This is a genomic window from Streptococcus mitis SK1080 (assembly GCF_000220085.1).
Lineage (GTDB): Bacteria > Bacillota > Bacilli > Lactobacillales > Streptococcaceae > Streptococcus > Streptococcus mitis_K.
This window is the reverse complement of record NZ_AFQV01000019.1, coordinates 1-25,425: the sequence shown is the minus strand read 5'-3', so window position 1 is coordinate 25,425 and position 25,425 is coordinate 1. Positions and strand designations below refer to the sequence as shown.

At 37.7% G+C, this 25,425-nt stretch carries 25 protein-coding genes and 2 pseudogenes; 21 read left to right on the top strand and 6 right to left on the bottom strand.

Annotated elements, in window-relative coordinates; all coding sequences use genetic code 11:
- Positions 1-70 precede the first annotated feature (70 nt).
- The gene (gene ciaR, locus HMPREF9957_RS07690; RefSeq protein WP_000590628.1) at positions 71-745 is read left to right on the top strand and encodes a two-component system response regulator CiaR; all 675 of its coding nucleotides are present in this window, start codon (positions 71-73) and stop codon (positions 743-745) included.
- A complete protein-coding gene (gene ciaH, locus HMPREF9957_RS07685) occupies positions 735-2,069 on the top strand; it encodes a two-component system sensor histidine kinase CiaH (RefSeq protein ID WP_000491798.1) in 1,335 nt (444 codons plus the stop codon). Before ciaR ends, ciaH begins: the two co-directional genes overlap by 11 nt.
- A gap of 28 nt (positions 2,070-2,097) precedes the next feature.
- Here ciaH and HMPREF9957_RS07680 read toward each other — a convergent pair whose 3' ends face one another.
- Positions 2,098-2,385: a DUF3270 domain-containing protein gene (locus HMPREF9957_RS07680; protein ID WP_001145227.1), complete on the bottom strand. Its 288-nt coding sequence runs from the start codon at positions 2,383-2,385 to the stop codon at positions 2,098-2,100.
- A gap of 139 nt (positions 2,386-2,524) precedes the next feature.
- Between HMPREF9957_RS07680 and HMPREF9957_RS07675 the strand changes: the two genes are divergently transcribed.
- The 7 genes from HMPREF9957_RS07675 (at position 2,525) to ezrA (ending at position 12,346) form a co-directional block, all read left to right on the top strand.
- The gene (locus HMPREF9957_RS07675) at positions 2,525-3,454 is read left to right on the top strand and encodes a peptidase U32 family protein (RefSeq protein ID WP_000411168.1); all 930 of its coding nucleotides are present in this window, start codon (positions 2,525-2,527) and stop codon (positions 3,452-3,454) included.
- A 198-nt stretch (positions 3,455-3,652) separates the two neighbouring features.
- The gene (locus HMPREF9957_RS07670) at positions 3,653-6,103 is read left to right on the top strand and encodes a bifunctional DnaQ family exonuclease/ATP-dependent helicase (protein ID WP_025170704.1); all 2,451 of its coding nucleotides are present in this window, start codon (positions 3,653-3,655) and stop codon (positions 6,101-6,103) included.
- 36 nt (positions 6,104-6,139) lie between these two features.
- Entirely contained in the window at positions 6,140-7,363 is a 1,224-nt protein-coding gene (locus HMPREF9957_RS07665; protein ID WP_000830652.1) for an FtsW/RodA/SpoVE family cell cycle protein, read from the top strand.
- Between the two features lie 10 nt (positions 7,364-7,373).
- The gene (locus HMPREF9957_RS07660) at positions 7,374-7,928 is read left to right on the top strand and encodes a DJ-1 family glyoxalase III (protein ID WP_000241402.1); all 555 of its coding nucleotides are present in this window, start codon (positions 7,374-7,376) and stop codon (positions 7,926-7,928) included.
- A gap of 84 nt (positions 7,929-8,012) precedes the next feature.
- Entirely contained in the window at positions 8,013-8,576 is a 564-nt protein-coding gene (locus HMPREF9957_RS07655; RefSeq protein ID WP_004242432.1) for an HAD family hydrolase, read from the top strand.
- Between the two features lie 14 nt (positions 8,577-8,590).
- On the top strand, positions 8,591-10,537 hold the full coding sequence (gyrB, locus tag HMPREF9957_RS07650) for a DNA topoisomerase (ATP-hydrolyzing) subunit B (protein ID WP_000134049.1): 1,947 nt from the start codon (positions 8,591-8,593) through the stop codon (positions 10,535-10,537).
- Positions 10,538-10,618: 81 nt separating this feature from the next.
- The gene (gene ezrA, locus HMPREF9957_RS07645; protein ID WP_000064837.1) at positions 10,619-12,346 is read left to right on the top strand and encodes a septation ring formation regulator EzrA; all 1,728 of its coding nucleotides are present in this window, start codon (positions 10,619-10,621) and stop codon (positions 12,344-12,346) included.
- 185 nt (positions 12,347-12,531) lie between these two features.
- Here the strand turns inward: ezrA and HMPREF9957_RS07640 are convergent, their stop codons facing one another.
- Positions 12,532-12,831, bottom strand: a complete 300-nt coding sequence (locus tag HMPREF9957_RS07640) for a DUF1827 family protein (protein ID WP_000767194.1) — start codon at positions 12,829-12,831, stop codon at positions 12,532-12,534.
- Between the two features lie 67 nt (positions 12,832-12,898).
- Here HMPREF9957_RS07640 and HMPREF9957_RS13580 point away from each other — a divergent pair, with 67 nt between their 5' ends.
- Positions 12,899-13,045, top strand: coding sequence for a hypothetical protein (locus HMPREF9957_RS13580; protein ID WP_000693565.1), 147 nt, complete (start codon positions 12,899-12,901; stop codon positions 13,043-13,045).
- Here HMPREF9957_RS13580 and HMPREF9957_RS07630 read toward each other — a convergent pair.
- From HMPREF9957_RS07630 to HMPREF9957_RS07620, 3 genes are all read right to left on the bottom strand, one after another.
- Positions 13,042-13,494 carry an NUDIX hydrolase gene (locus HMPREF9957_RS07630; RefSeq protein WP_000013080.1) on the bottom strand — a complete coding sequence of 151 codons (453 nt, stop codon included), beginning with the start codon at positions 13,492-13,494 and terminating at the stop codon, positions 13,042-13,044. The two genes, HMPREF9957_RS13580 and HMPREF9957_RS07630, sit on opposite strands and share 4 nt — an antisense overlap.
- 130 nt (positions 13,495-13,624) lie before the next feature.
- Positions 13,625-15,883 carry an ATP-dependent Clp protease ATP-binding subunit gene (locus tag HMPREF9957_RS07625; RefSeq protein WP_000882500.1) on the bottom strand — a complete coding sequence of 753 codons (2,259 nt, stop codon included), beginning with the start codon at positions 15,881-15,883 and terminating at the stop codon, positions 13,625-13,627.
- 230 nt (positions 15,884-16,113) lie between these two features.
- Positions 16,114-16,344, bottom strand: coding sequence for a DUF1797 family protein (locus tag HMPREF9957_RS07620; protein ID WP_000443570.1), 231 nt, complete (start codon positions 16,342-16,344; stop codon positions 16,114-16,116).
- Positions 16,345-16,533: 189 nt separating this feature from the next.
- Here HMPREF9957_RS07620 and HMPREF9957_RS07615 point away from each other — a divergent pair, with 189 nt between their 5' ends.
- From HMPREF9957_RS07615 to HMPREF9957_RS07605, 3 genes are all read left to right on the top strand, one after another.
- Positions 16,534-17,217 carry an amino acid ABC transporter permease gene (locus HMPREF9957_RS07615; protein WP_001011642.1) on the top strand — a complete coding sequence of 228 codons (684 nt, stop codon included), beginning with the start codon at positions 16,534-16,536 and terminating at the stop codon, positions 17,215-17,217.
- Entirely contained in the window at positions 17,217-17,951 is a 735-nt protein-coding gene (locus HMPREF9957_RS07610) for an amino acid ABC transporter ATP-binding protein (protein WP_000140954.1), read from the top strand. The genes HMPREF9957_RS07615 and HMPREF9957_RS07610 overlap by 1 nt, the downstream gene beginning before the upstream one ends.
- A gap of 153 nt (positions 17,952-18,104) precedes the next feature.
- Positions 18,105-18,962: a bifunctional methylenetetrahydrofolate dehydrogenase/methenyltetrahydrofolate cyclohydrolase gene (locus HMPREF9957_RS07605; protein WP_000192105.1), complete on the top strand. Its 858-nt coding sequence runs from the start codon at positions 18,105-18,107 to the stop codon at positions 18,960-18,962.
- Positions 18,963-19,308: 346 nt separating this feature from the next.
- On the opposite strand, the pseudogene HMPREF9957_RS07595 reads toward HMPREF9957_RS07605, so the two are convergent.
- Positions 19,309-19,638 (bottom strand): annotated as a pseudogene (locus HMPREF9957_RS07595) (transposase); the annotation flags it as partial.
- Positions 19,639-19,674: 36 nt separating this feature from the next.
- Between HMPREF9957_RS07595 and HMPREF9957_RS12650 the strand changes: the two are divergent.
- The 8 genes and pseudogenes from HMPREF9957_RS12650 to HMPREF9957_RS07555 all read left to right on the top strand — a co-directional run.
- Positions 19,675-20,476: pseudogene (locus tag HMPREF9957_RS12650) on the top strand (IS5 family transposase); the annotation flags it as partial.
- Positions 20,477-20,978: 502 nt separating this feature from the next.
- Positions 20,979-21,317 (top strand): hypothetical protein, encoded by a 339-nt coding sequence (locus HMPREF9957_RS07580; RefSeq protein WP_000599123.1) that lies wholly within the window; start codon positions 20,979-20,981, stop codon positions 21,315-21,317.
- Between the two features lie 64 nt (positions 21,318-21,381).
- Positions 21,382-21,936 carry a hypothetical protein gene (locus tag HMPREF9957_RS07575; RefSeq protein WP_001265860.1) on the top strand — a complete coding sequence of 185 codons (555 nt, stop codon included), beginning with the start codon at positions 21,382-21,384 and terminating at the stop codon, positions 21,934-21,936.
- Positions 21,937-22,010: 74 nt separating this feature from the next.
- Positions 22,011-22,562 carry a DMP19 family protein gene (locus tag HMPREF9957_RS07570; RefSeq protein ID WP_004242428.1) on the top strand — a complete coding sequence of 184 codons (552 nt, stop codon included), beginning with the start codon at positions 22,011-22,013 and terminating at the stop codon, positions 22,560-22,562.
- A gap of 110 nt (positions 22,563-22,672) precedes the next feature.
- Positions 22,673-22,918 carry an immunity 17 family protein gene (locus HMPREF9957_RS0102420; RefSeq protein ID WP_000344631.1) on the top strand — a complete coding sequence of 82 codons (246 nt, stop codon included), beginning with the start codon at positions 22,673-22,675 and terminating at the stop codon, positions 22,916-22,918.
- A gap of 20 nt (positions 22,919-22,938) precedes the next feature.
- Positions 22,939-23,586 (top strand): DUF4304 domain-containing protein, encoded by a 648-nt coding sequence (locus HMPREF9957_RS07565; RefSeq protein ID WP_000371471.1) that lies wholly within the window; start codon positions 22,939-22,941, stop codon positions 23,584-23,586.
- A gap of 177 nt (positions 23,587-23,763) precedes the next feature.
- Entirely contained in the window at positions 23,764-25,002 is a 1,239-nt protein-coding gene (locus HMPREF9957_RS07560; protein ID WP_000877070.1) for a DUF695 domain-containing protein, read from the top strand.
- 235 nt (positions 25,003-25,237) lie between these two features.
- Positions 25,238-25,425, top strand: a 188-nt coding sequence (locus HMPREF9957_RS07555) for a hypothetical protein (protein ID WP_000011712.1), incomplete at its 3' end; no start/stop codon positions are given.

Here is a 25,425-nt window from a genome sequence, read left to right as displayed (position 1 = left end):
TAAAGTGAGAGGGAGTTGAGTTTTTTTAAGGCAAATTTGGTATAATGGTTTTAATAAGGAGGAGTTTCTCATGATAAAAATCTTATTGGTTGAGGATGACCTAGGCCTGTCAAATTCAGTATTTGACTTTTTAGACGATTTTGCGGATGTCATGCAGGTATTTGATGGGGAAGAAGGTCTCTACGAAGCTGAAAGTGGTGTCTATGACTTGATTTTGCTTGATTTGATGCTGCCTGAAAAAAATGGCTTCCAAGTCTTGAAAGAATTGCGTGAAAAGGGAATTACGACACCAGTTCTGATTATGACTGCCAAGGAAAGTTTGGATGACAAGGGACATGGATTTGAACTGGGAGCGGATGATTATCTGACTAAACCTTTCTATTTAGAAGAACTCAAAATGCGGATTCAAGCCCTTCTCAAACGTTCAGGCAAGTTTAATGAAAATACGCTATCTTATGGAGATATTCTCATCAATTTATCAACAAATACCGTTAAGGTTGAAGATACTACTGTCGAATTGCTGGGGAAAGAGTTCGATTTACTGGTTTATTTCCTTCAAAATCAAAATGTTATTTTGCCTAAGACGCAGATTTTTGATCGTCTATGGGGATTTGATAGTGACACAACGATTTCAGTTGTCGAAGTTTATGTTTCAAAAGTCCGTAAGAAATTAAAAGGAACCACTTTTGCAGAGAATTTGCAAACCTTGCGTAGTGTTGGGTATATTTTAAAAGATGTTCAGTAAACTAAAAAAAACATGGTATGCGGATGACTTTAGTTATTTTATCCGCAACTTTGGTGTCTTCACTCTGATTTTCTCTACCATGACTCTGATTATTTTACAAGTCATGCATTCGAGTCTTTATACTTCGGTGGATGATAAGCTCCACGGACTGAGTGAAAATCCTCAAGCAGTTATTCAGCTGGCAGTAAATAGGGCAACAGAAGAGATTAAAGATTTAGAAAATGCCGCTACAGATACTAGCAAGACTGAGATAAAACCCAATGTCAGTTCCAATACGGAAGTCATTCTCTTTGATAAGAACTTTACTCAACTTCTTTCTGGAAATCGATTTTTGGGCTTGGATAAGATTAAGTTAGAAAAGAAAGAACTAGGCCATATCTATCAGATTCAGGTTTTTAATAGCTATGGGCAGGAAGAAATCTATCGTATGATTTTGATGGAAACCAATATTAGTTCGGTTTCAACCAATATCAAGTATGCTGCTGTCTTGATAAATACCAGTCAGTTAGAGCAGGCCAGTCAAAAGCATGAGAAATTGATTGTGATTGTGATGGCAAGTTTCTGGATTTTGTCTTTGCTTGCCAGTCTCTATCTAGCTAGGGTTAGTGTTAGGCCCCTGCTTGAGAGCATGCAGAAGCAACAGTCCTTTGTGGAAAATGCCAGTCATGAGTTACGAACTCCACTCGCAGTTTTGCAAAATCGCTTAGAGACCCTTTTTCGTAAGCCAGAAGCTACCATTATGGATGTGAGTGAAAGCATTGCATCGAGCTTGGAAGAAGTCCGAAATATGCGTTTTTTGACGACAAACTTGCTGAACTTAGCTCGTAGAGATGATGGGATTAAGCCAGAACTTGCAGAAGTTCCAACTAGCTTTTTTAATACAACTTTCACAAACTATGAGATGATTGCTTCGGAAAATGATCGTGTCTTCCGTTTTGAAAATCGGATCCATCGCACGATTGTGACGGATCAACTGCTCTTGAAGCAGTTGATGACGATTCTCTTCGATAATGCTGTCAAGTATACTGAAGAGGATGGTGAGATTGATTTTCTTATCTCGGCGACCGATCGTAATCTGTATTTGCTAGTTTCCGATAATGGAGTCGGTATTTCGACAGAAGATAAGAAGAAAATTTTTGATCGTTTTTATCGAGTCGACAAGGCTAGAACCCGTCAAAAAGGTGGTTTTGGTTTAGGATTATCTCTGGCCAAGCAAATTGTAGATGCCCTAAAAGGAACCATTACTGTTAAAGATAATAAACCCAAGGGAACAATCTTTGAAGTGAAGATTGCTATCCACACACCATCGAAAAAGAAAAAATAAACATATCGCTCCGGATGGGGCGATATGTTTATTTTTTAAGTTTTCGTTTGATAATAGAGCGTTGGATTTTTAAAACAAGTAAGCTGGATACTATTGCTGCAGGTAAGGCGAGCACAGTTGTTAATTTTAATGATAAAAAGATAAAACTAAAGATGGCAATGCAGATACAAAAAACAGCGATATTGACAAAAAATAAAATTTCTTTGAGATTGCTATCAGTTTGTGCTTCAGGTGTATAAGCTTGATAATGAGGAAGTTGTTGGTTTAATTCTTCTTGATAGTCTACCTCATAGGATTGTAATTTTCTTACGGGCATTATTCTCTCCTTAACAGTACATACCTATTTTATCATTTTTTCAGCAGAGAATTATTACAGAAAGGTTACAAAAAGAATAAAGTCCCTTTTCATTTTCAAAGAATAGCTGATTTTCCAGAAATGTGGTATAATTTTTCTTATGGAAAAGATTATCATTACAGCAACTGCTGAAAGTATTGAACAAGTTGAACAACTGCTCGAAGCTGGCGTAGACCGTATCTATGTCGGTGAGAAAGATTTTGGCCTTCGTCTGCCAACAACCTTTAGTCATGATCAATTGCGTGAAATCGCTAAGCTGGTTCATGATGCTGGTAAGGAATTGATTGTTGCGGTTAACGCCCTCATGCACCAAGATATGATGGACCGTATCAAGCCTTTCTTAGACTTTTTGGAAGAAATCAAGATAGACTACATTACGATTGGGGATGCAGGTGTCTTTTACGTAGTCAACCGCGATGGTTACTCCTTTAAGACTATCTACGATGCTTCAACTATGGTGACAAGCAGTCGTCAGATTAACTTCTGGGGACAAAAGGCTGGCGCATCTGAGGCTGTTTTGGCGCGTGAAATTCCATCTGCTGAACTCTTTAAAATGCCAGAGATTTTGGAAATTCCTGCTGAAGTTTTGGTTTACGGTGCTAGTGTCATCCATCATTCTAAACGTCCACTCTTGCAAAACTATTATAACTTTACGCATATCGATGATGAAAAGACGCGCAAGCGTGATCTCTTCTTGGCTGAGCCGAGTGACCCAGAGAGCCACTATTCCATTTTTGAAGACAATCATGGTACCCACATCTTTGCCAACAATGACCTTGATTTGATGACAAAATTGATAGAATTGGTAGAGCATGGTTTCACTCACTGGAAACTAGAAGGTCTCTATACACCTGGTCAGAACTTTGTTGAGATTGCAAAACTCTTTATCCAAGCGCGTAGCTTGATCCAAGAGGGCAACTTTAGCCATGACCAAGCCTTCTTGCTGGATGAGGAAGTACGCAAGTTACACCCTAAAAACCGTTTCCTTGATACAGGATTTTATGATTACGATCCTGATATGGTTAAATAAAGCAAATGATTCGTTGAGAGAAGGAAGACGCAAACATTTCTTCTCTCAATTTTTCTTATTCTCCAATATTTTCAAAAAATAAGTAGGCTAGGATGCTCTGTTTGCTGGGATTTTTAACACAAGTAACCTTCTTGAGTTTGAAAATTATCCCATGTTTGCAGGTGCCAAATGGCCCTTTTTTTGGTATAATTTTTTATAATGAAAATGATTGGTAATCGCTATGTTGTGGTGGATTTAGAGGCAACTAGCACAGGTAGTAAGGCTAAAATTATCCAAGTGGGAATTGTCGTGATTGAGGATGGGAAAATCGTCGATCACTATACGACAGATGTCAATCCACACGAACCTTTGGATGCTCATATCAAAGAACTGACAGGGCTGACTGACCAACGTCTGGCGCAAGCACCTGATTTTTCGCAGGTTGCCAGAAAAATCTTTGACTTGGTGGAGGATGGGATTTTTGTAGCCCATAATGTTCAGTTTGATGCCAATCTCTTGGCGGAAAACTTATTTTTTGAAGGTTATGAGCTAAGAAACCCTCGTGTTGATACGGTCGAATTGGCCCAGGTCTTTTTCCCTGAACTGGAAAAATATAGCTTGCCGATATTGTGTCGAGAATTAGGAATTCCTCTTAAACACGCTCACACAGCCCTTTCAGATGCCCAAGCTACAGCGGAATTACTCTTATTTCTACGGAAAAAGATGGCTCAGCTTCCTAAAGGTCTCTTGGAACGCTTGCTGGAAATGGCTGACGCCCTCTTATATGAGTCCTACTTGGTTATTGAAGAAATTTATCGAAGTCAATCTATCCTGAGTTCACCAGACTTGGTCCAAGTTCAAGGACTGTATTTCAAGAAAACTGCAGCTCCCCTGGAGCTACGAAAACTATCTCAAGATTTTTCTAAAAATATTTCTCTATTGAACCTTGAAGTGAGGGAGGAACAAGAAAGTTTTGCTAAAGAGGTTGGCTTGCTATTAAAAGATGAGTCTGTATCTCTGATTCAAGCACCGACAGGGATTGGGAAAACTTATGGCTATCTCTTACCAGCTTTATCCCAAGTGAAAAATCGTCAGATTGTTCTTAGTGTTCCGACAAAGATTCTTCAAAATCAGATCATGGAAGAAGAAGCTAAACGTCTCAAGGAAGTATTTCATACAGATATTCATTCTTTAAAGGGACCACACAATTATTTGAAGTTGGATGCCTTTTATCGTTCCTTGCAGGAAAATGATGAAAATCGCTTATTTAGACGCTTTAAAATGCAACTCTTGGTCTGGTTGACAGAGACAGAAACGGGGGATTTGGATGAAATTGGGCAACTCTACCGTTACCAACATTTTCTAACAGACCTTCGTCATGACGGGAATTTATCATCTCAAAGCTTATTTGTGACGGAAGATTTTTGGAAACGTAGTCAAGAAAGGGCACAAACCTGCAAACTTTTAGTGACCAATCATGCCTATCTTGTAACTAGACTGGAAGATAATCCTGAATTTGTCAGTGACCGTTTATTGATTATTGATGAAGTTCAAAAGATTTTGTTAGCTCTAGAAAATCTGCTTCAAGAGACCTACGATATCCAGTCTATTATCGATTTGCTTGATAAGGCTTTACTGGAGGAGCAAAATAAGGTCCAGCAACGAATACTAGAAAGTATTCGCTTTGAGTGCCTTTACTTGATTGAACAATTTCAGTCTGGAAAATCTAGGAAAAATATCTTGGATTCTCTGACCAATCTCCATCAGTATTTTTCAGAATTCGAGGTAGAAGGCTTTGAGGAGCTGGTTCGCTATTTTACAGCTGACCGAGATTATTGGCTTGAAGCAATTGAAACGAGTCAAAAGAAAGTTCAAATTTCTTCTACGAAATCAGGACGTATTCTCCTATCTTCTTTAGTACCTAATTCATGTCAAGTTTTGGGAGTGTCGGCCACTCTTGAGATTAGTCAGAGAGTTTCTTTGGCAGACCTTTTGGGTTATCCTGAAGCTAAATTTGTTAAGATTGAAGCTGGTAAAAAACAGGATCAAGAAGTGGTCTTGGTCAAAGATTTTCCTCTAGTAACAGAAACTTCCTTAGAAGTCTATGCCAAAGAGGTAGCTGAATTGCTGATGGAAGTTAAAGATTTCCAACAACCGATTTTGGTTCTCTTTACTGCTAAAGACATGCTTCTAGCAGTATCGGATTTACTCCCTGTAAGTCACTTGGCCCAGTATAAAAATGGTGATGTTCATCAGCTAAAGAAACGCTTTGAAAAAGGTGAACAACAAATCCTGCTTGGTGCAGCAAGTTTCTGGGAGGGAGTTGATTTTTCAAGTCATCCTTTTGTGATTCAAGTTGTACCAAGACTTCCTTTCCAAAATCCTCAAGAGCCCTTGACGAAAAAGATCAATCAGGAACTGAATCAAGAAGGGAAAAATGCCTTTTATGATTATCAATTGCCAATGGCTATTATTCGTTTAAAACAGGCTTTGGGAAGAAGTATGAGACGTGAACACCAACGTTCCTTAACTCTTATTTTGGATAGGAGAATTGTCGGAAAGCGATATGGCAAACAAATTGTAACTTCTCTAGCAAAAGAAGCGACTGTTAAAACCGTCTCTCGATCCGAAGTTGATGAAGCTGTTGATAAATTTTTAAATGAACTTTGATAAATAGTATTGTATGAAAGTATAAGGTTAGTGTATATGAAACGTTCTCTCGACTCTAGAGTCGATTATAGTTTGCTATTGCCAGTATTTTTTCTACTGGTTATTGGCGTGGTGGCTATCTATATAGCTGTTAGTCATGATTATCCAAACAATATTCTTCCCATTTTAGGGCAGCAGGTAGCCTGGATAGCCTTGGGGCTTGTGATTGGTTTTATCGTCATGCTCTTTAATACAGAATTTCTTTGGAAAGTGACCCCTTTTCTATATATGTTAGGCTTGGGACTTATGGTCTTGCCGATTGTCTTTTATAATCCAAGCTTAGTTGCATCAACGGGTGCCAAAAACTGGGTATCGGTAAATGGTGTTACCTTGTTTCAGCCGTCAGAATTTATGAAGATATCCTATATCCTCATGTTGGCCCGTGTGATTGTCCAGTTTACCAAAAAACATAAGGAATGGAGACGCACAGTTCCGCTGGACTTCTTGTTGATTTTCTGGATGATTCTCTTTACCATTCCAGTCCTAGTTCTTTTGGCACTTCAAAGTGACTTAGGGACGGCTTTGGTTTTTGTAGCCATTTTCTCAGGAATCGTCTTGCTATCAGGAGTTTCTTGGAAAATTATTATCCCAGTATTTGTGACTGCTGTAACAGGAATTGCTGGTTTCTTAGCTATTTTTATCAGCAAGGACGGCCGGGCTTTTCTCCATCAACTGGGAATGCCGACCTACCAAATCAACCGTATTTTGGCTTGGCTCAATCCTTTTGATTTTGCCCAAACAACCACTTACCAACAGGCTCAAGGACAGATTGCCATTGGGAGTGGTGGCTTGTTTGGTCAAGGTTTTAATGCTTCGAATCTGCTTATTCCAGTTCGTGAGTCAGATATGATTTTCACGGTCATTGCAGAAGATTTTGGCTTTATTGGCTCTGTCCTTGTTATTGCCATTTATCTCATGTTGATTTATCGTATGTTGAAGATTACTCTTAAATCAAATAATCAGTTCTACACCTATATTTCCACTGGTTTGATTATGATGTTACTCTTCCACATCTTTGAGAATATCGGTGCTGTGACTGGCCTACTTCCTTTGACGGGGATTCCCTTGCCTTTTATTTCGCAAGGAGGATCGGCTATTATCAGTAATTTGATCGGTGTTGGCTTGCTTTTATCGATGAGTTATCAAACCAATCTAGCTGAAGAAAAGAGTGGAAAAGTCCGATTCAAGAGGAAAAAGGTTGTATTAAAACGAATCAAATAAGGAGAAAATCATGGTTAAAGTAGCCGTTATGTTAGCTCAGGGCTTTGAAGAAATTGAAGCTTTGACAGTTGTGGATGTTTTGCGTCGTGCAAATATTACTTGTGATATGGTAGGATTTGAAGAGCAAGTGACAGGCTCGCACGCAATCCAAGTAAGAGCAGATCGTGTCTTTGATGGTGATTTATCAGACTATGACATGATTGTCCTTCCTGGAGGGATGCCTGGTTCTGCACATTTACGTGATAATCAGGCCTTGATTCAAGAATTGCAAAACTTCGAACAAGAAGGGAAGAAACTGGCGGCCATTTGTGCGGCGCCAATTGCGCTCAATCAAGCAGGGCTATTGAAAAACAAGGAATACACTTGTTATGACGGTGTTCAAGAGCAAATCTTTGATGGTCAATATATCAAGGAAACAGTAGTGGTAGATGGTCAATTGATAACTAGTCGAGGTCCCTCTACAGCCCTTGCCTTTGCCTACGAGTTGGTGGACCAACTAGGAGGAGACGCAGAGAGTTTACGAACAGGAATGCTCTATCGAGATGTCTTTTGTAAAAATCAGTAAAACGGGAGTCAAACTCTCGTTTTTTATGTGGAAAAATCAGGGAAATCATCGCTTTTTTCATAAAAAAATGCTATAATGAAGGGTATGAAATATCACGATTATATCTGGGATTTAGGTGGAACTTTACTGGATAATTATGAAACGTCAACAGCTGCATTTGTTGAAACATTGGCACTGTATGGCATCACACAAGACCATGACAGTGTCTATCAAGCTTTAAAGGTTTCTACTGATTTTGCGATTGAGACATTCGCTCCCAATTTAGAGAATTTTTTAGAAAAATACAAGGAAAATGAAGCCAGAGAGCTTGAACACCCGATTTTGTTTGAAGGAGTTTCTGAATTATTGGAAGACATTTCAAATCAAGGTGGCTGTCATTTTTTGGTCTCTCATCGAAATAATCAGGTCTTAGAAATTTTAGAAAAAACTTCTATAGCAACCTATTTTACGGAAGTAGTGACTTCTAGCTCAGGTTTTAAGAGAAAGCCAAATCCTGAGTCTATGATTTATTTAAGAGAAAAATATCAGATTGGCTCTGGTCTTGTCATTGGTGATCGACCGATTGATATCGAAGCAGGTCAAGCTGCAAGACTCGATACCCACTTGTTTACCAGTATCGTGAATTTAAGACAAGTATTAGACATATAAGAAAAAGGAATAAGATGACAGAAGAAATCAAAAATCTGCAGGCACAGGATTATGATGCCAGTCAAATTCAAGTTTTAGAGGGCTTAGAGGCTGTTCGTATGCGTCCAGGGATGTACATTGGATCAACCTCAAAAGAAGGTCTTCACCATCTAGTCTGGGAAATTGTTGATAACTCAATTGATGAGGCCCTGGCAGGATTTGCCAGCCATATTCAAGTTTTTATTGAGCCAGATGATTCGATTACTGTTGTCGATGATGGGCGTGGTATCCCAGTCGATATTCAGGAAAAAACAGGCCGTCCTGCTGTTGAGACCGTCTTTACAGTCCTTCACGCTGGAGGAAAGTTCGGCGGTGGCGGATACAAGGTTTCAGGTGGTCTTCACGGAGTAGGATCATCAGTCGTTAATGCTCTTTCCACTCAATTAGACGTCCATGTCCACAAAAACGGTAAGATTCATTACCAAGAATACCGTCGTGGTCATGTTGTCGCAGACCTTGAGGTGGTTGGGGATACAGATAGAACTGGAACAACGGTTCATTTCACACCAGATCCAGAAATCTTCACCGAAACAACAACCTTTGATTTCGATAAATTAAATAAACGCATTCAAGAGTTGGCCTTTCTAAATCGCGGTCTTCAAATTTCTATCACTGATAAGCGCCAAGGTTTGGAACAAACCAAACACTATCACTATGAAGGTGGGATTGCTAGTTACGTTGAATATATCAATGAGAATAAGGATGTTATCTTTGATACACCAATCTATACAGATGGTGAGATGGATGATATCACAGTTGAGGTAGCCATGCAGTACACAACTGGTTACCATGAAAATGTCATGAGTTTCGCTAACAATATTCATACTCATGAAGGTGGAACGCATGAACAAGGTTTCCGTACAGCCTTGACACGTGTTATCAACGATTATGCTCGTAAGAATAAGTTACTAAAAGACAATGAAGACAACCTGACAGGGGAAGATGTTCGCGAAGGATTAACTGCAGTTATCTCAGTTAAACACCCAAATCCACAGTTTGAAGGACAAACTAAGACCAAACTGGGGAATAGCGAAGTGGTCAAGATTACCAATCGCCTCTTCAGTGATGCCTTCTCCGATTTCCTCATGGAAAATCCACAGATTGCCAAACGTATCGTGGAAAAAGGGATTTTGGCTGCCAAAGCTCGTGTGGCTGCCAAGCGTGCGCGTGAAGTCACTCGTAAAAAATCTGGTTTGGAAATTTCCAACCTTCCAGGGAAACTAGCAGACTGTTCTTCTAACAATCCTGCTGAAACAGAACTCTTCATCGTTGAAGGAGATTCAGCTGGTGGATCAGCTAAATCTGGTCGTAACCGTGAGTTTCAGGCTATCCTTCCAATTCGCGGTAAAATTTTGAACGTTGAAAAAGCTAGCATGGATAAGATTCTTGCTAACGAAGAAATTCGTAGTCTTTTCACAGCCATGGGAACAGGATTTGGCGCAGAATTTGATGTTTCGAAAGCCCGTTACCAAAAACTCGTTTTGATGACCGATGCCGATGTCGATGGAGCCCACATTCGTACCCTTCTTTTGACCTTGATTTATCGTTATATGAAACCAATCCTAGAAGCTGGTTATGTTTATATTGCCCAACCACCAATCTATGGTGTCAAGGTTGGAAGCGAGATTAAAGAATATATTCAGCCGGGTGCAGATCAAGAAATCAAACTCCAAGAAGCTTTAGCCCGTTATAGTGAAGGTCGTACCAAACCGACTATTCAGCGTTATAAGGGGCTAGGTGAAATGGATGATCATCAGTTGTGGGAAACAACCATGGATCCCGAACATCGCTTGATGGCTAGAGTTTCTGTGGACGATGCTGCAGAAGCAGATAAAATCTTTGACATGTTGATGGGGGATCGAGTAGAACCTCGTCGTGAGTTTATCGAAGAAAATGCCGTCTATAGTACACTTGATGTCTAAAAAATCGGGAGAAGTAGTTCCCTTGGTCTAAAAAATATGATATAATCATTACGATTGTTTCAAGTAAAAAAGGAGTTTGATATGTCTAATGGACAACTAATTTATTTAATGGTTGCAATTGCAGTCGTTTTAGTTCTGGCTTATGTAGTGGCGATCTTTCTACGTAAGCGAAACGAGGGAAGATTAGAGGCGCTAGAAGAAAGAAAAGAAGAACTATACAATCTTCCAGTAAATGATGAAGTAGAAGCTGTAAAAAATATGCACTTGATTGGACAAAGTCAAGTGGCTTTCCGTGAATGGAATCAAAAATGGGTCGATTTATCTCTCAACTCTTTTGCCGATATTGAAAATAATCTCTTTGAAGCAGAAGGCTATAACCATTCATTTCGTTTTCTCAAGGCCAGTCATCAAATTGATCAAATTGAGAGTCAAATTACTTTGATTGAAGAAGATATTACTGAAATTCGCAATGCTTTGGCAGACTTAGAGAAGCAAGAATCTAAAAATAGTGGTCGTGTTCTTCATGCTTTGGATTTATTTGAGGAACTTCAGCATAGAGTTGCTGAAAATTCAGAACAGTATGGTCAAGCCTCGGATGAAATTGAAAAACAATTAGAAAATATCCAATCTGAATTTTCACAATTTGTAACCTTGAATTCATCGGGTGACCCAGTAGAAGCTGCTGTGATTTTGGATAATGCTGAAAATCATATCTTGGCTTTGACACATATTGTTGATCGTATACCAGCAATTGTAACAACATTATCTAAAGAGCTACCAGATCAACTAGAAGATTTAGAAGATGGTTATCGTAAGCTCTTAGATGCTAATTATCATTTTGTTGAAACGGATATTGAAGCGCGTTTCCACTTGCTTTATGAAGCATTCAAGAAAAACCAAGAGAATATTCGTCAGTTGGAATTGGATAATGCCGAATATGAGAATGGACAGGCACAAGAGGAAATCAATGCCTTGTATGATATTTTTACTCGAGAAATTGCTGCTCAGAAAGTAGTGGAGAATCTACTTGCAACTCTTCCAACTTACCTTCAACATATGAAAGAGAATAATACTTTATTGGGAGAAGATATTGCACGTTTGAGCAAGACCTATTTACTTCCTGAGACAGCTGCAAGCCATGTTCGTCGTATTCAGACAGAATTAGAGAGTTTTGAGGCAGCTATTGTTGAGGTAACTTCAAATCAAGAAGAACCAACCCAAGCTTATTCAGTTCTTGAAGAAAATCTTGAGGATTTACAAACTCAACTAAAAGATATTGAAGATGAGCAAATTTCAGTTAGTGAGCGCCTGACACAAATTGAGAAAGATGATATCAATGCACGTCAAAAGGCAAATGTTTATGTCAATCGTCTCCATACTATCAAGCGATACATGGAAAAACGCAATCTGCCAGGTATTCCACAAACTTTCTTGAAGTTATTCTTTACGGCAAGCAATAATACCGAGGATTTAATGGTTGAGTTAGAACAGAAAATGATTAACATTGAATCTGTTACCCGAGTTCTTGAAATTGCAACGAATGATATGGAAGCTTTAGAAACGGAAACTTATAATATTGTACAATATGCAACCTTGACAGAGCAATTATTACAATATTCTAACCGCTATCGCTCATTTGATGAACGCATTCAAGAAGCATTTAACGAAGCTTTAGAGATTTTTGAAAAAGAATTTGATTATCACGCTTCATTTGACAAGATTTCTCAAGCATTAGAAGTGGCAGAGCCTGGTGTAACCAATCGCTTTGTTACCTCATATGAGAAAACACGTGAAACGATTCGTTTTTAATAAAAGAAAAAGATTTGATTGTGTGAAAAGCAGAATCAAATCTTTTTCTATAGTAATATCGTGAGCAAAAGGATTCAAAATGATAAAAACGCATAATAGCAGTTCATGAAAAACTTGATACTATGCGTTTTATTGTGGAAAGACTTACTGGATTTTTTCTCAAATCGAGTTTTTACTCAACTTCTTTATTTGATTGGAATAGAAATCCCAATTAATTTCTCTGAGTAGAGTGTCTTGATATTGGCTTCATCAATAGAGTCCTTATCAATTTTACGTTTCAAGAAAAACTCTTGAATGGTTTCGATTTCAGGTTCACGAATAGCACGGTGTTTGTTTGAGATGAGGATTTCATAGTGAAGCGGCGCTTGGGTAAAAATAACATCTGTATTCCCCGCAGAATAAACCTCAACAAGGGTTGCATCGGTACTTTCTAGCTGACTTTTTACAAGTTGCGAGTGTGAGTTTGTCGTATTGATAAGCTTCATAATATTTCCTCCGATTTTCTAATTCTATTATAGCACTTTTTGAATAAAGTCGCTTGATTTATACTCAATGAAAATCAAAGAGCAAACTAGTAAGCTAGCCGTAGGCTGCTCAAAACACAGTTTTGAGGTTGTAGATAAGACTGACGAAGTCAGTGACCATATCTACGGTAAAGCGACGCTGACGTGGTTTGAAGAGATTTTCGAAGAGTATTAGCCAATCTTATGCTGTTTTTTCCAAGATTGGATGGCCCATTTATGGCTACCACGTTTGAGATTTTCAATAGCCTCATCAATAGGGAACCAAGCAATATGATTAAAGTCTTCTAGTGGTTTTTGAACTTCTTTGAAAGAAGTCGCTTCATAGAGGTAGGCAGGATTGTAGTAGTAGGTGTCACGATGACGAGAGTAGAAATATTCGTCAGCTTGTCCGTAATAAGTACCAATTTCAGCTGTGAAACCAAGCTCTTCAATCAATTCACGCTTTAGAGCTTCCTGATGATTTTCACCTGATTCAATTTCGCCACCTGGTAAGAACCAAGCACCATTAGGAGCTTGAACTAAAACTATTTGTTTTTGTTCAGCGTCAGGGATAACTGCATACACTCCATAGCGTGCAACATAGTCTGTATTCGCTTTTTTTTCTCCGAAAGTTGGGTTTGCCATTGCATTTTCCTCATTATCTAGTATCGTTATTATTATCATAATGGACAAAGAGCAAGCTGTCAAGAAATTACAGTTATTTTAGTAAAAAAGGAGCAGAAAATTTTCATTTTCTACTCCCTTTCTATAGGATTTATACTTCTTTTTCAGAAGTCTTTACTTCAGCTTTTTTGGCAGATTTAATTTGAATCTTGCCCTTGCTGGTCATAACTGCCTTGAGGTCTTTTTCGCTTGGATTTTCAAGGTAGTAGTCAGTGATTGCGTCCTCAATATAGTCTTGAATAGTGCGGCGAAGTGGGCGTGCTCCCATTTTTGGATCATAACCGAGGTCAACTAACTTTTCCTTGACCTTGTCAGTTACATCTAAATGAATGTTATTGCTAGAGAGGCGCTTGTTAACATCAGCTAGCATGAGCTCGACAATCTGAAGGAGGTTATCTTTGCTGAGAGCCTTAAATTCGATAATACCATCAAAACGGTTCATAAACTCTGGGCTAAAGAAGTTACCGAGTTCACCGAGAACAGAGTTGGTACGTCCTTCTCTAGCAGCCCCAAATCCAACGCTGGCTTCTGCTTTACCTGTACCTGCATTTGAGGTCATGATGATGATGGCATCCTTGAAGCTAACGGTACGCCCTTGCCCATCTGTCAAACGACCATCGTCCAAGACTTGAAGGAACATGTGCATAACATCTGGGTGAGCTTTTTCCACTTCATCGAGAAGGATGAGAGAATATGGATTGCGGCGAACTTTTTCAGTTAATTGACCAGCCTCGTCATAGCCAACATAACCTGGAGGAGCGCCGACCAACTTAGCCACACTGTGTTTTTCCATGTATTCACTCATATCAAAGCGAATCATACTATCAGCAGAACCAAAGAGTTCGATAGCTAGTTGTTTGGAAAGTTCTGTCTTACCGACACCAGTTGGCCCAACGAAGAGGAAGCTTCCGATTGGGCGGTTAGGGGTACCAAGTCCAACCCGATTACGGCGAATAGCCTTAGCTATCTTATCGACTGCATCGTCCTGTCCAATAACATGAGACTTGAGATCTTCGGCTAGATGGATGAGTTGAGATTGTTCTTTCTCTTTTAAATCACCAACAGGGATATTGGTTTTCTGCTCGATAATGTGCTCAATAGTTTTCTCACTGATGATTGGAGTATCCTGGTCTGTGACCTTTTTCTTTTGCATTTCCTTATACTTGGCAATCTGGTCACGGAAGTAGGCGGCTTTTTCAAAATCTTCTTCTCGTGTAGCTTGAGACTTGAGATTTTCAGCCTCAATCAAGCGTTGATCAATCACTTTAGGATCGACAAAATTCAAGGTCAAGTTCATCTTAGAACCAGCTTCATCTAGGAGGTCAATGGCCTTGTCAGGTAAGAAGCGATCTTGGATATAGCGATTGGAAAGAGTTGCAGCTGCTTCAATCGCAGCATCGGTATATTGAACGTGGTGGTAGTCTTCGTATTTCTTTTGAATCCCTTTGAGGATAGTGATTGTTTCGTCCACCGTTGGTTCATCGACTTTAACAGGCTGCATACGACGCTCTAGGGCAGCATCCTTTTCAATGATACGGTATTCATTGAGGGTAGTAGCGCCGACCAGTTGCAGTTCCCCACGAGCAAGGGCTGGCTTGAGGATATTTCCTGCGTCCATATTACCATCACTCGCAGAACCAGCACCAACAATTTCATGGATTTCATCGATAAAGAGGATAATGTCCTCACGTTTGCGAATTTCTTCCATGAGTTTTTGCATGCGTTCTTCAAATTGTCCACGAATACCCGTTCCTTGCACCAAGCTAACCACATCCAGACGGATGACTTGTTTACCTTGGAGTTTATGTGGAACATCGCCATCGACGATTTTCTGAGCTAGGCCTTCGACAACAGCAGTTTTTCCGACACCTGGTTCACCGATAAGGACAGGATTATTCTTGGTTCTGCGATTGAGAATTTCGATGACACGGATAATCTCATCGTCGCGCCCAATAACGGGGTCGATATCGCCACGACGGGCAATCTCAGTTACGTTGATACCAAATTCTTCCAGCAGCCCTTTTTCTTGGCTAGGTGGCGGAGTTTGAGCGGATCCACGATTTTGGGAACCATAACCGCCGTTTCCACCGTAACCTCCACCTGATTGGGTTGGGGGAATAGGAGGAGTGTTGTTAGAAGGTCTGAAATTGTTTAGGTCATTGAAGAAATCGCCAAAGGGATCAAAGTCACGATTGTTCAGATCCGTCATGCCTTTAAAGAGACTATTGTTAGGATCTGTTTTGATAATCTTGTAGCAGTTTTGACAGAGGTCAATTTGTTTTTGTTTTCCATTGAGATTGGTGTAAAGATGAATTGTTGAGTCGTTGATTTTACAGTTTTGACAAAGCATACATCTACCTCATTTCTTTCTTTAGCTTGACCTGTTTAAAGGTCAAAAATAGTCAAATTTCTATACTCTCATTATAACAGGATTGGGGTGTAAAGCAAGTAAAAAGATTGCAGCTTTGAGAAGTTGTTACAATGAAAATTTTTTTGAATTTGGACTATAAAAAAATCCTATTTGTGAGACAAAAAGGATTTTGGTTAGACATGCAGGGTGTAATCCCAGCTTGTTTTGTATTAGTAAAGGAGTTCGTAAATCTCCATTGCAATCAAGTCAATGCTGTCAAACGTATAAGTTTCGCGAGCTTCGACATCACGAAGGGTAAAGATTGAGCCGTTTTCTTCGTCGTGGCTGTATGCAACTTCTGCAACAACAACTCCTTCGCGTTCAAAATTACGTTTTAAATTTCCGCCGTCTTTTGCCATTGCTTCAAGGCGGTTGATGATTCTAACCAAATGTGATTCCATTTTGATTCTCCTTCATTTCTTATCGTTACTATTTTACCATAAAGGATGCCAACTTGACTAGAAAAAACTAAGATTTCTCGCTAATTCTGCTAGTTTAAAGATTTTTAAATAAATTGGATAAAAGATTTGAATTTTAATTCAATGCATGTTATAATCATACAGTACTCTATTTTAGAAAGCAGTGTGACTATGAATTTTTCTTTTTTACCTAAGTATTTACCTTATTTTAACTATGGGGCTGTTGTGACGGTTCTCATTTCTATCTGTGTTGTCTTTTTGGGAACTATTTTGGGTGTTGTCTTGGCTTTTGGGCAACGTTCAAAGTTTAAACCGCTTGTTTGGCTCGCCAACTTGTACGTTTGGATTTTCCGTGGGACACCGATGATGGTTCAGATTATGATTGCCTTTGCTCTTATGCACATCAATGCTCCGACTATTCAGGTTGGAATTTTAGGTGTTGATCTTTCTCGTCTGATTCCAGGGATTTTGATTATCTCTATGAACAGTGGTGCTTATGTTTCTGAGACTGTTCGTGCCGGAATCAATGCGGTTCCAAAAGGTCAGCTAGAAGCGGCTTATTCGCTAGGGATTCGTCCTAAAAATGCTATGAGATATGTGATTTTGCCACAAGCAATCAAAAATATTTTGCCAGCATTGGGGAACGAATTTATCACTATTATCAAGGATAGTTCCCTCTTATCAGCTATTGGTGTTATGGAGTTGTGGAACGGGGCTACAACAGTTTCTACAACAACCTATCTACCTTTAACACCACTTTTATTTGCAGCCTTTTATTACTTGATTATGACCTCTATTTTGACCGTAGCCTTGAAAGCTTTTGAAAAACGTATGGGACAAGGAGATAAGAAATAATGACAGAAACCTTGATAAAAATTGAAAATTTACATAAATCATTTGGAAAGAATGAAGTATTGAAGGGCATCAACCTCGAGATTAAAAGAGGAGAAGTTGTCGTTATCATCGGTCCTTCAGGGAGCGGGAAATCTACCTTGCTTCGCTCTATGAATTTGTTGGAAGAAGCAACCAAGGGGAAGGTTATCTTTGAGGGAGTCGATATTACGGACAAGAAGAATGACCTGTTTGCCATGCGTGAGAAGATGGGGATGGTTTTCCAACAATTCAATCTCTTTCCTAATATGACTGTGATGGAAAATATCACCTTGTCACCTATCAAGACCAAAGGTGAAAGCAAGGCTGTTGCTGAGAAGAGAGCCCAAGAGCTTTTGGAAAAAGTTGGTTTGCCAGATAAGGCAGATGCTTATCCACAGAGTTTGTCAGGTGGCCAGCAACAACGGATTGCCATCGCGCGTGGGTTGGCTATGGAACCAGATGTTTTGCTTTTTGACGAGCCGACTTCAGCCCTGGACCCTGAAATGGTAGGTGAGGTGCTGGCTGTTATGCAAGACCTTGCCAAATCAGGAATGACCATGGTTATCGTAACACATGAGATGGGATTTGCGCGTGAGGTGGCAGACCGTGTTATCTTTATGGCCGACGGTGTGGTTGTTGAAGATGGGACACCTGAGCAGATTTTTGAACAAACCCAAGAACAACGGACTAAAGACTTCTTGAGTAAGGTTTTATAATCTATTTTAAAATTTCAAGACAAGATTAGTGAAAAGCTCCACCAGAGCTTTTTCTTATAGTTTGAAACTATAGGATAGCCTAGGAAAGAAGTGTTAGAGGGGACTAGCAGTTTTTGGTATAATGGAAGATATTTGAAAGAAAAGAGAAGTGATATGACACAGATTATTGATGGGAAGGCTCTGGCAGCTAAGTTACAAGGACAGCTGGCTGAAAAGACTACAAAATTAAAGGAAGAAACAGGTCTAGTGCCTGGTTTGGTAGTGATTTTGGTTGGGGACAATCAAGCCAGCCAAGTCTACGTTCGCAACAAGGAGAGGTCAGCTCTTGCGGCTGGTTTCCGTAGCGAAGTAGTGCGAGTTCCAGATACCATTACCCAAGCGGAATTATTAGACTTGATTGCCAAATACAATCAAGATCCAGCTTGGCATGGGATTTTGGTTCAGTTACCATTACCAAAACATATCGATGAAGAGGCGGTTTTATTGGCTATTGACCCAGAAAAGGATGTGGATGGTTTCCATCCTCTAAATATGGGACGCCTTTGGTCTGGACATCCAGTCATGATTCCATCAACACCTGCAGGAATTATGGAAATGTTTCATGAATATGGGATTGACTTGGAAGGTAAAAATGCGGTCGTTATCGGTCGTTCCAATATCGTTGGAAAACCCATGGCCCAGCTTCTTTTGGCCAAGAATGCAACAGTGACCTTGACTCACTCACGAACTCATAATCTTGCCAAGGTGGCTGCTAAAGCAGATATTCTTGTAGTAGCAATCGGCCGCGCCAAGTTTGTGACTGCTGACTTTGTGAAACCTAGTGCGGTAGTCATTGACGTTGGGATGAATCGTGATGAAAATGGTAAGCTCTGTGGGGATGTGGATTATGAGGCAGTTGCCCCACTTGCTAGCCATATTACGCCAGTTCCTGGAGGTGTAGGTCCTATGACCATTACCATGCTAATGGAGCAAACTTATCAGGCAGCACTTCGGACATTGGATAGAAAATAAGAGAAAATTCGCTGAAGAGAGTGTATTTTCAATAGATATATCTGAAATGGCAGAAATGAATATTAAATTTTAGATATAAGATTAAAAAAGACAAACTATAAGAAAAGTCAATAGTTTTATCTAAAATATTTCTTGTTTCAAATTTGCTGATTTTAGAGCACGTCAAAAATCCTTTGAAAAAATCCATTTTTTCAAAGGTAATCCTGTGTCAAATTCAGAAGTTACATCACTTTTTGTTCGTCAAAGGGTAGCTCGTTTTTGAGAAGATAAAACAGCATTCTGATAAGTTTTTTTGCAAGGTGAATGGATGGCTACATTGTAATGTTTTCCTTGTTCTAACTTATACTCATCTGTTTTCAAAAAGCATTCTAGTCCATCGCCGATTAACGATGGACTTTATCATTTCCTTCTCCAGTCCTTGTATGACATCTTGAAGTTGATTCATGACATCTTCCAAAGTTCGAAAGGCTTTATTCTTAAATCCACGTTTATGAATCTCTTTCCACACTTGTTCAATGGGGTTCATCTCTGGTGTGTATGGAGGAATAAATGCAAAGCCAATATTACTCGGAATCTTTAAGGTACTTGATTTATGCCATATAGCATTGTCCATGACAAGTAAAAGATAATCATCTGGATAAACTTGTGAAAGCTCTTCTAAAAAGGCATTCATCCACTAGACTTCCTGCGAAACAAAAATATGTTACAATAGAATTATGAAGCAAGTAAACAATTAACTGATGTTCGGTTTAAGCGCCTTGTTGGTGTTCAGCGTACTACTTTTGAAGAGATGTTAGCTGTGTTAAAAACAGCTTATCAACTTAAACACGAAAAAGGTGGACGAAAACCTAAATTAAGCCTAGAAGACATTCTTATGGCCACTCTTCAATACACGCGAGAATACCGCACTTATGAACAAATTGTGGCTGATTTTGGCATTCACGAAAGCAACTTAACCCGTCGGAGTCAATGGGTTGAAGCAACTCTTATTCAAAGTGGCTTTACGATTTCAAAAACTCATCTTAGTGCTGAGGATACGGTGATTGTGGATGCAACAGAGGTAAAAATCAATCGTCCTAAAAAAACAATTAGAGAATTATTCTGGTAAAAAGAAATGCCATGCTATGAAGGTTCAGGCGATTGTCACAAGCCAAGGGGGAATTGTTTCTTTGGATATTGCGGTGAACTATTGCCACGATATGAAGTTGTTCAAAATGAGTCGTAGAAATATCGGACAAGCTGGTAAAATCTTGGCTGACAGTGGTTATCAAGGGCTCATGAAGATGTATTCACAAGCGCAAACTCCGAGAAAATCAAGCAAATTTAAGCAACTAACTCTTGAAGATAAATCCTATAATCATGTGCTATCTAAAGAAAGAATCAAGGTTGAGAATATTTTTGCCAAAGTAAAAACGTTTAAAATGTTTTCGACAACCTATCGAAATCGACGTAAACGCTTCGGATTACGAATGAATTTAGTTGCTGCTATTATCAACTGTGAACTAGGATTTTAGTTTTGTAGGAAGTCTAATAAAATATATGAATTTGTGGAAGGTGAAAGAAAATCATACCCTGGTGAAATATGTTTTAAAAAATGTGATATTGACATGTGCGATGTATTGATATTTAACAAAACCTTGGGTGAAGGATCTTTCAATGGAAAGTCTATTGGTTTACAACAATTTATGGATGAATATATAGTAGATTGAAATAAGATATGAACAACTCTATTAGGAAAGTCAAATTAATTTCTAGAAACGTTTTAGTAGCTACAGCGTACTATTCCAAACTCAACCAATTATACAAACTCAGAATTTGAAATCATTATTGAAGGCTATTATGGCAACACAACTACATATACAGGATGGCTGAGGGAAGATGGGAAACGACCAGTGACGGCAATTATGTATGTTTGGAACAGCGGAGATATGGTGTATAACGTAAAAAAAATAAACGATTTAAAACAACAATTTTATATGATAATTATTTGGAGAAAAAGAGGTATTGAATTTAAAGATGATAAAATATACAAATATAAAAGATATCGTTGAATATGGATTAGATACTATTTCTGATAAGGAAAAAATAACAATGAACCTGAAAGACTTTCTATACATTAGACGAGTTTTAGAGGAATATATGCGTTATCTACATAATCCTGATCATTATCCCGATATAGAATCAATTCAAAATTTTTTAGGCGATGCTTCTTCGGGAGGCGGATTTGAATGTTTAAGCACAGCTATTTATAAAAAAGTATATAAAGTTGATTTGCCGGCGAAGATTGAAAAAATGATTGATGATGGTTTATTTGAACACCCTCTATACCCCAGTTACTATAAGAAAGATGAATAAGTAATAATGGGATAGTATTGAAATAGTAGAAAATGCCGATTGTAAAATTAAGAGAGAAATCAAAATGAGAGTACCAACTTATATTAAAGAAGAAAATCATAACATAATAAATATAGATGATACATTCACAAGTATTAGTATTTGCAACAACTTAGAAAGTGGAGATACCAACGAACTGTATGAAATTTATTTTTTTGGTTCACTTTTTGAAGAACATATGATTTGTGGTATGTATGATGAAAAAAATGAGATTAGCAATCCTTGCATGATAGTAGCAAAATGTATACATACAGGAAAAGAAATTTTACTCTATGATGAAGCTAAATATGGATACAACCCTATGTTCTGTGATGAGATAAATTTAGAAGATATCAAAAAACGTCCACTTTCTAAATTAGAAATTCCAAACTCTAAAATTGAAATAGATTTTGCCTATAGCATTGATTTTGATGAAGAGAAAGAAGATTTTGAATTTGATGAAGATGACTTCACAGAAACTATTAACGAAGAAAAAGTTTCTTTTGAAGAAGTGAAGAGAAATGGATTTGATTATATAAAAATTACTGCTATAGACGAACTGGATACCAAAAGAGTTATCTGTGACTTAGAACTTGCATAATTTTATTAATTACGAGAGGTAAAATATGAAACCAACGAAAGAAGAATTTTGAAAATATAGAGGAGACAACTGAAATGGGTGAAACAGAAAAGAAATTAACATACGTAAAGATTACCATAGAAAATATTAAAAGTTTAGATGAAAACTTTTATTTTGATGTTGTTGATCCAATGTGGGAAACAATTAATATTTATGATGGATATGATGAGTATATTCAATCAGCTCAGACTTTCACTTTAGAGCAAAGATATTTATTAGCCATTACTTGGTATTTTGCAGAAGTAAGTAATGGAGGTCATTACCAGTTTTTATATAATCCTACAGGGATAGTTTGGGAAGATGCGATAAAAGGTTTCAAACATTTTGGAATGAACGAATATGCAGGTAATTTTCAAAAAGTTGTAGACTATTGTGGTGGGACAATATCTTTTGGTAAAGAAGAAAGATACCATATGCTAGAAATATTGGAAGAAAAATACGGAGAGGAATTTTTTAAGATTTTAGGTGAAGCCGATGATTTCATTTACGATTATGAAGGTGAAGAAAACGAACTAAACTACATCAAATCTCATCCTGAAAAGTTTGTATTTGAAGGAGAATACGAGAGCTTTTACAATCGGCGCTAAAAAAGAAAAAATATTCTAAAAAATTGAGAGGTGCTTAAGTGAAGAATCTTTAGCATGTGAAAAAGAGAAATCATTAGAGAAATGCTTGATGGAGGAAATAGACAAACGATATGGATGAAGTATTTGAATGGTTAAAAGCATATTATCAGTATGTGCTGATAGCAGGCGGATTAATATTTTTAATCGGTGCAATAAGAGATTGGAAATGGGTGTATCAAGCTACAGGCGGAGATAAAGCAAGACACGCATTTATTTTTGAAGTGTGGGGTGAGAAAGGATATAGAGTCTTTATAGGAATATGTGGACTGTTACTTGTAATTTGTGGTGTTGTATTTTTAATGTTGGATAAACGATAGGATAGAGGTTAAAGAGAATTATGGATCCTAGAAAATTATGTCAAGAGGCTTGGCAAGAAATAGCAAGTCATTTCCCAGATTTTAAGGTGCTTTCAAAAGGTCAAAAATTAAAGAGAGTTACGAAAGATAAAGATATTTTCTTTGAAATATCTTTTCAAGCAAACAGACGTAATTATAAGTGCAGCGTAGAATTTATTCCACATATTGGTATTTACTCCAAATCAATGAAAAAGGCCGGTATCAATAATGGTTTTATCTATGGTGGAGATTTAGGCTCACTAAGCTCAAGAAAACCGTATGAGTGGTGGCAACTTGCAGGTGCAAGCTATAAATATACTGTGGAAGAAGTAAGCGAGCTTATCAAAATACACATTATTCCAATATTTGATTATTTCGAGGACACCCAAGTAAATATTGATAGAATTATATCGGGAAGTTATATGTCAGATAGTTTGCTATACTATATATTTTATTTTGGCGGAAAAAATAAAGCACAGCAATATTTTAATAAAATTCTTAAGGAAAATAAATTAAGAAATAGGTATATCAGCTTTTATGAATCATTGAAAATGCTACCTCCAGAAAACATTAACTTGAATTATTCAGAATTTTCCGGAGCTATTATGATTAAATTTGCATATTTGAATGGTATTGAAATAGAAAAATAAGTTTTAATTTTTACCGAAAAGAATTATAAAGAATACATGCAAGAACTCAAAAAATATTTAAAATCTAGAATAGAAACAGCAATGGACAGTTCATAAATGCGTTAATTTTTAACGAGTTAAAATATATTTTTGAAAACTGAGGAAATTGGTAAAAATAAGATAAATAAGGAGTAAATTATGAAATATCAAAAAGAAAACAGGAAAGAATTTTTTGCGTATATAGAAAAGCTTATAGATGAAGATAAATATACAGAATGTATCACAGCGTTGGAAAACATCCCTATGGAAGAACGGGATTACAAAGTATGGTATCAGCTTGCTCGTGCCTATCAAAACTTTGTGATTGTCGGCAATGATGATAAAGGAACACCTAGTTTTATTGGCGATAAATTTTTATTAAAATCTATAGATATTTTGAATTCGGTTAGAGAAGAGGGGAAAGATAAGGCTGAATGGAATATGCGTATGGCGTATGCCTATCAATATTTGACTCATGAGGAAGAAAGAGCTATTCCTTATGCCTTGCGTTGGGCGGAGTTAGATCCTGAGGAACAGAATGCGTTGGAAGTAGTAAAAGAGTGTAAAGAAGAAATTGAAAAAAGAGCATTCAGAGCCAATGTGGCTACTGATAAAGTAATCAATCAAGAAACTGCCGAAATTGACGAAGACTGGTGCATTTATCTATGCAATGCATTTGCTTACGACTTGCCGGCTGTGGTTCGAACCAATTTAGCTCTTAGGGATTTTGAATTCACTGTAAACTACCCAAAAAGATTACATTTACAAATATTATATAAGAATGCTAATGACAACGGGTTTCCCACAAAAGAAGAAGGGGAATATTTATATGATATAGAAGACGCTGTAGTAGAGATTATTGAACAACATGGAGACATGTTAGCAGGCGTTGTGAAATGCGATGAGCGGGCACATATTTTTGCGTATGTTAAGAATGAGTTGGGGTACTACGATGAAATTTCTGAGATGATGTCAGAAAACTTCCCTGATTATGCCTATACATTGGCAGTATTTGAAGATAAGGACTGGGTCATGTATTTTCATGGACTGTATCCTGACAGATATGAATATCAAAGCATTATGAATATGAGGCTTATTGAGAATATTAAAAGTAATGGTGATAGTATGGTGCCGAGAGTACTCGAACATTGCCTGTGCTTTACAACAGAAGAAAATGGAGAAGCCTTTTTAGCCAAAGTGATGGAAGAAGGTTTTATAAAACTTTCATCAGAAAATCTGAGCAACAATGAAGCTATAGATAAGGAACATCCATATGAACTTGTCATAGGCAGGGAAGATGCTTTTGAAGATATTGATGAAACTGTCTGGTATCTTATGGATCTAGCAGAAGAATTTGACGGGGAATATGATGGCTGGGCATGCCATATTGTGAAGTAGCGTGAAATAGCACTTTAAATAAAAAATGAGATGAAAACGTCCTTAAAAATATAGATTTCAACAAGCTCTTTGTTAAATAAGGTTGATGAAACAATTTTAACAAAAATAATGCTGTTTATTGTTTCATTTTATTTTATAACTCAGGCGTAAATGATTCAGTGTAAAAAACAATTAAAACTACCCAATTATTGTGATGTATTCACAGTGATATTTTATGTTTTAAAAGGAGAAAAATATGAGTTTTTATAAAAAAGTTATTAACGGATTATTTAATAGTTCAAAGGAAAAAAATGAAGAGTATGCTAAGATTAAAGAAGCACCTCTTGCTTATTGGGAAGAATTTTCACATATGTTAGCTTTAGTATCTAATAATTACTCACTTACAGAAGATATTTTTGAAAATATTAAAGCTATAGATGGTAT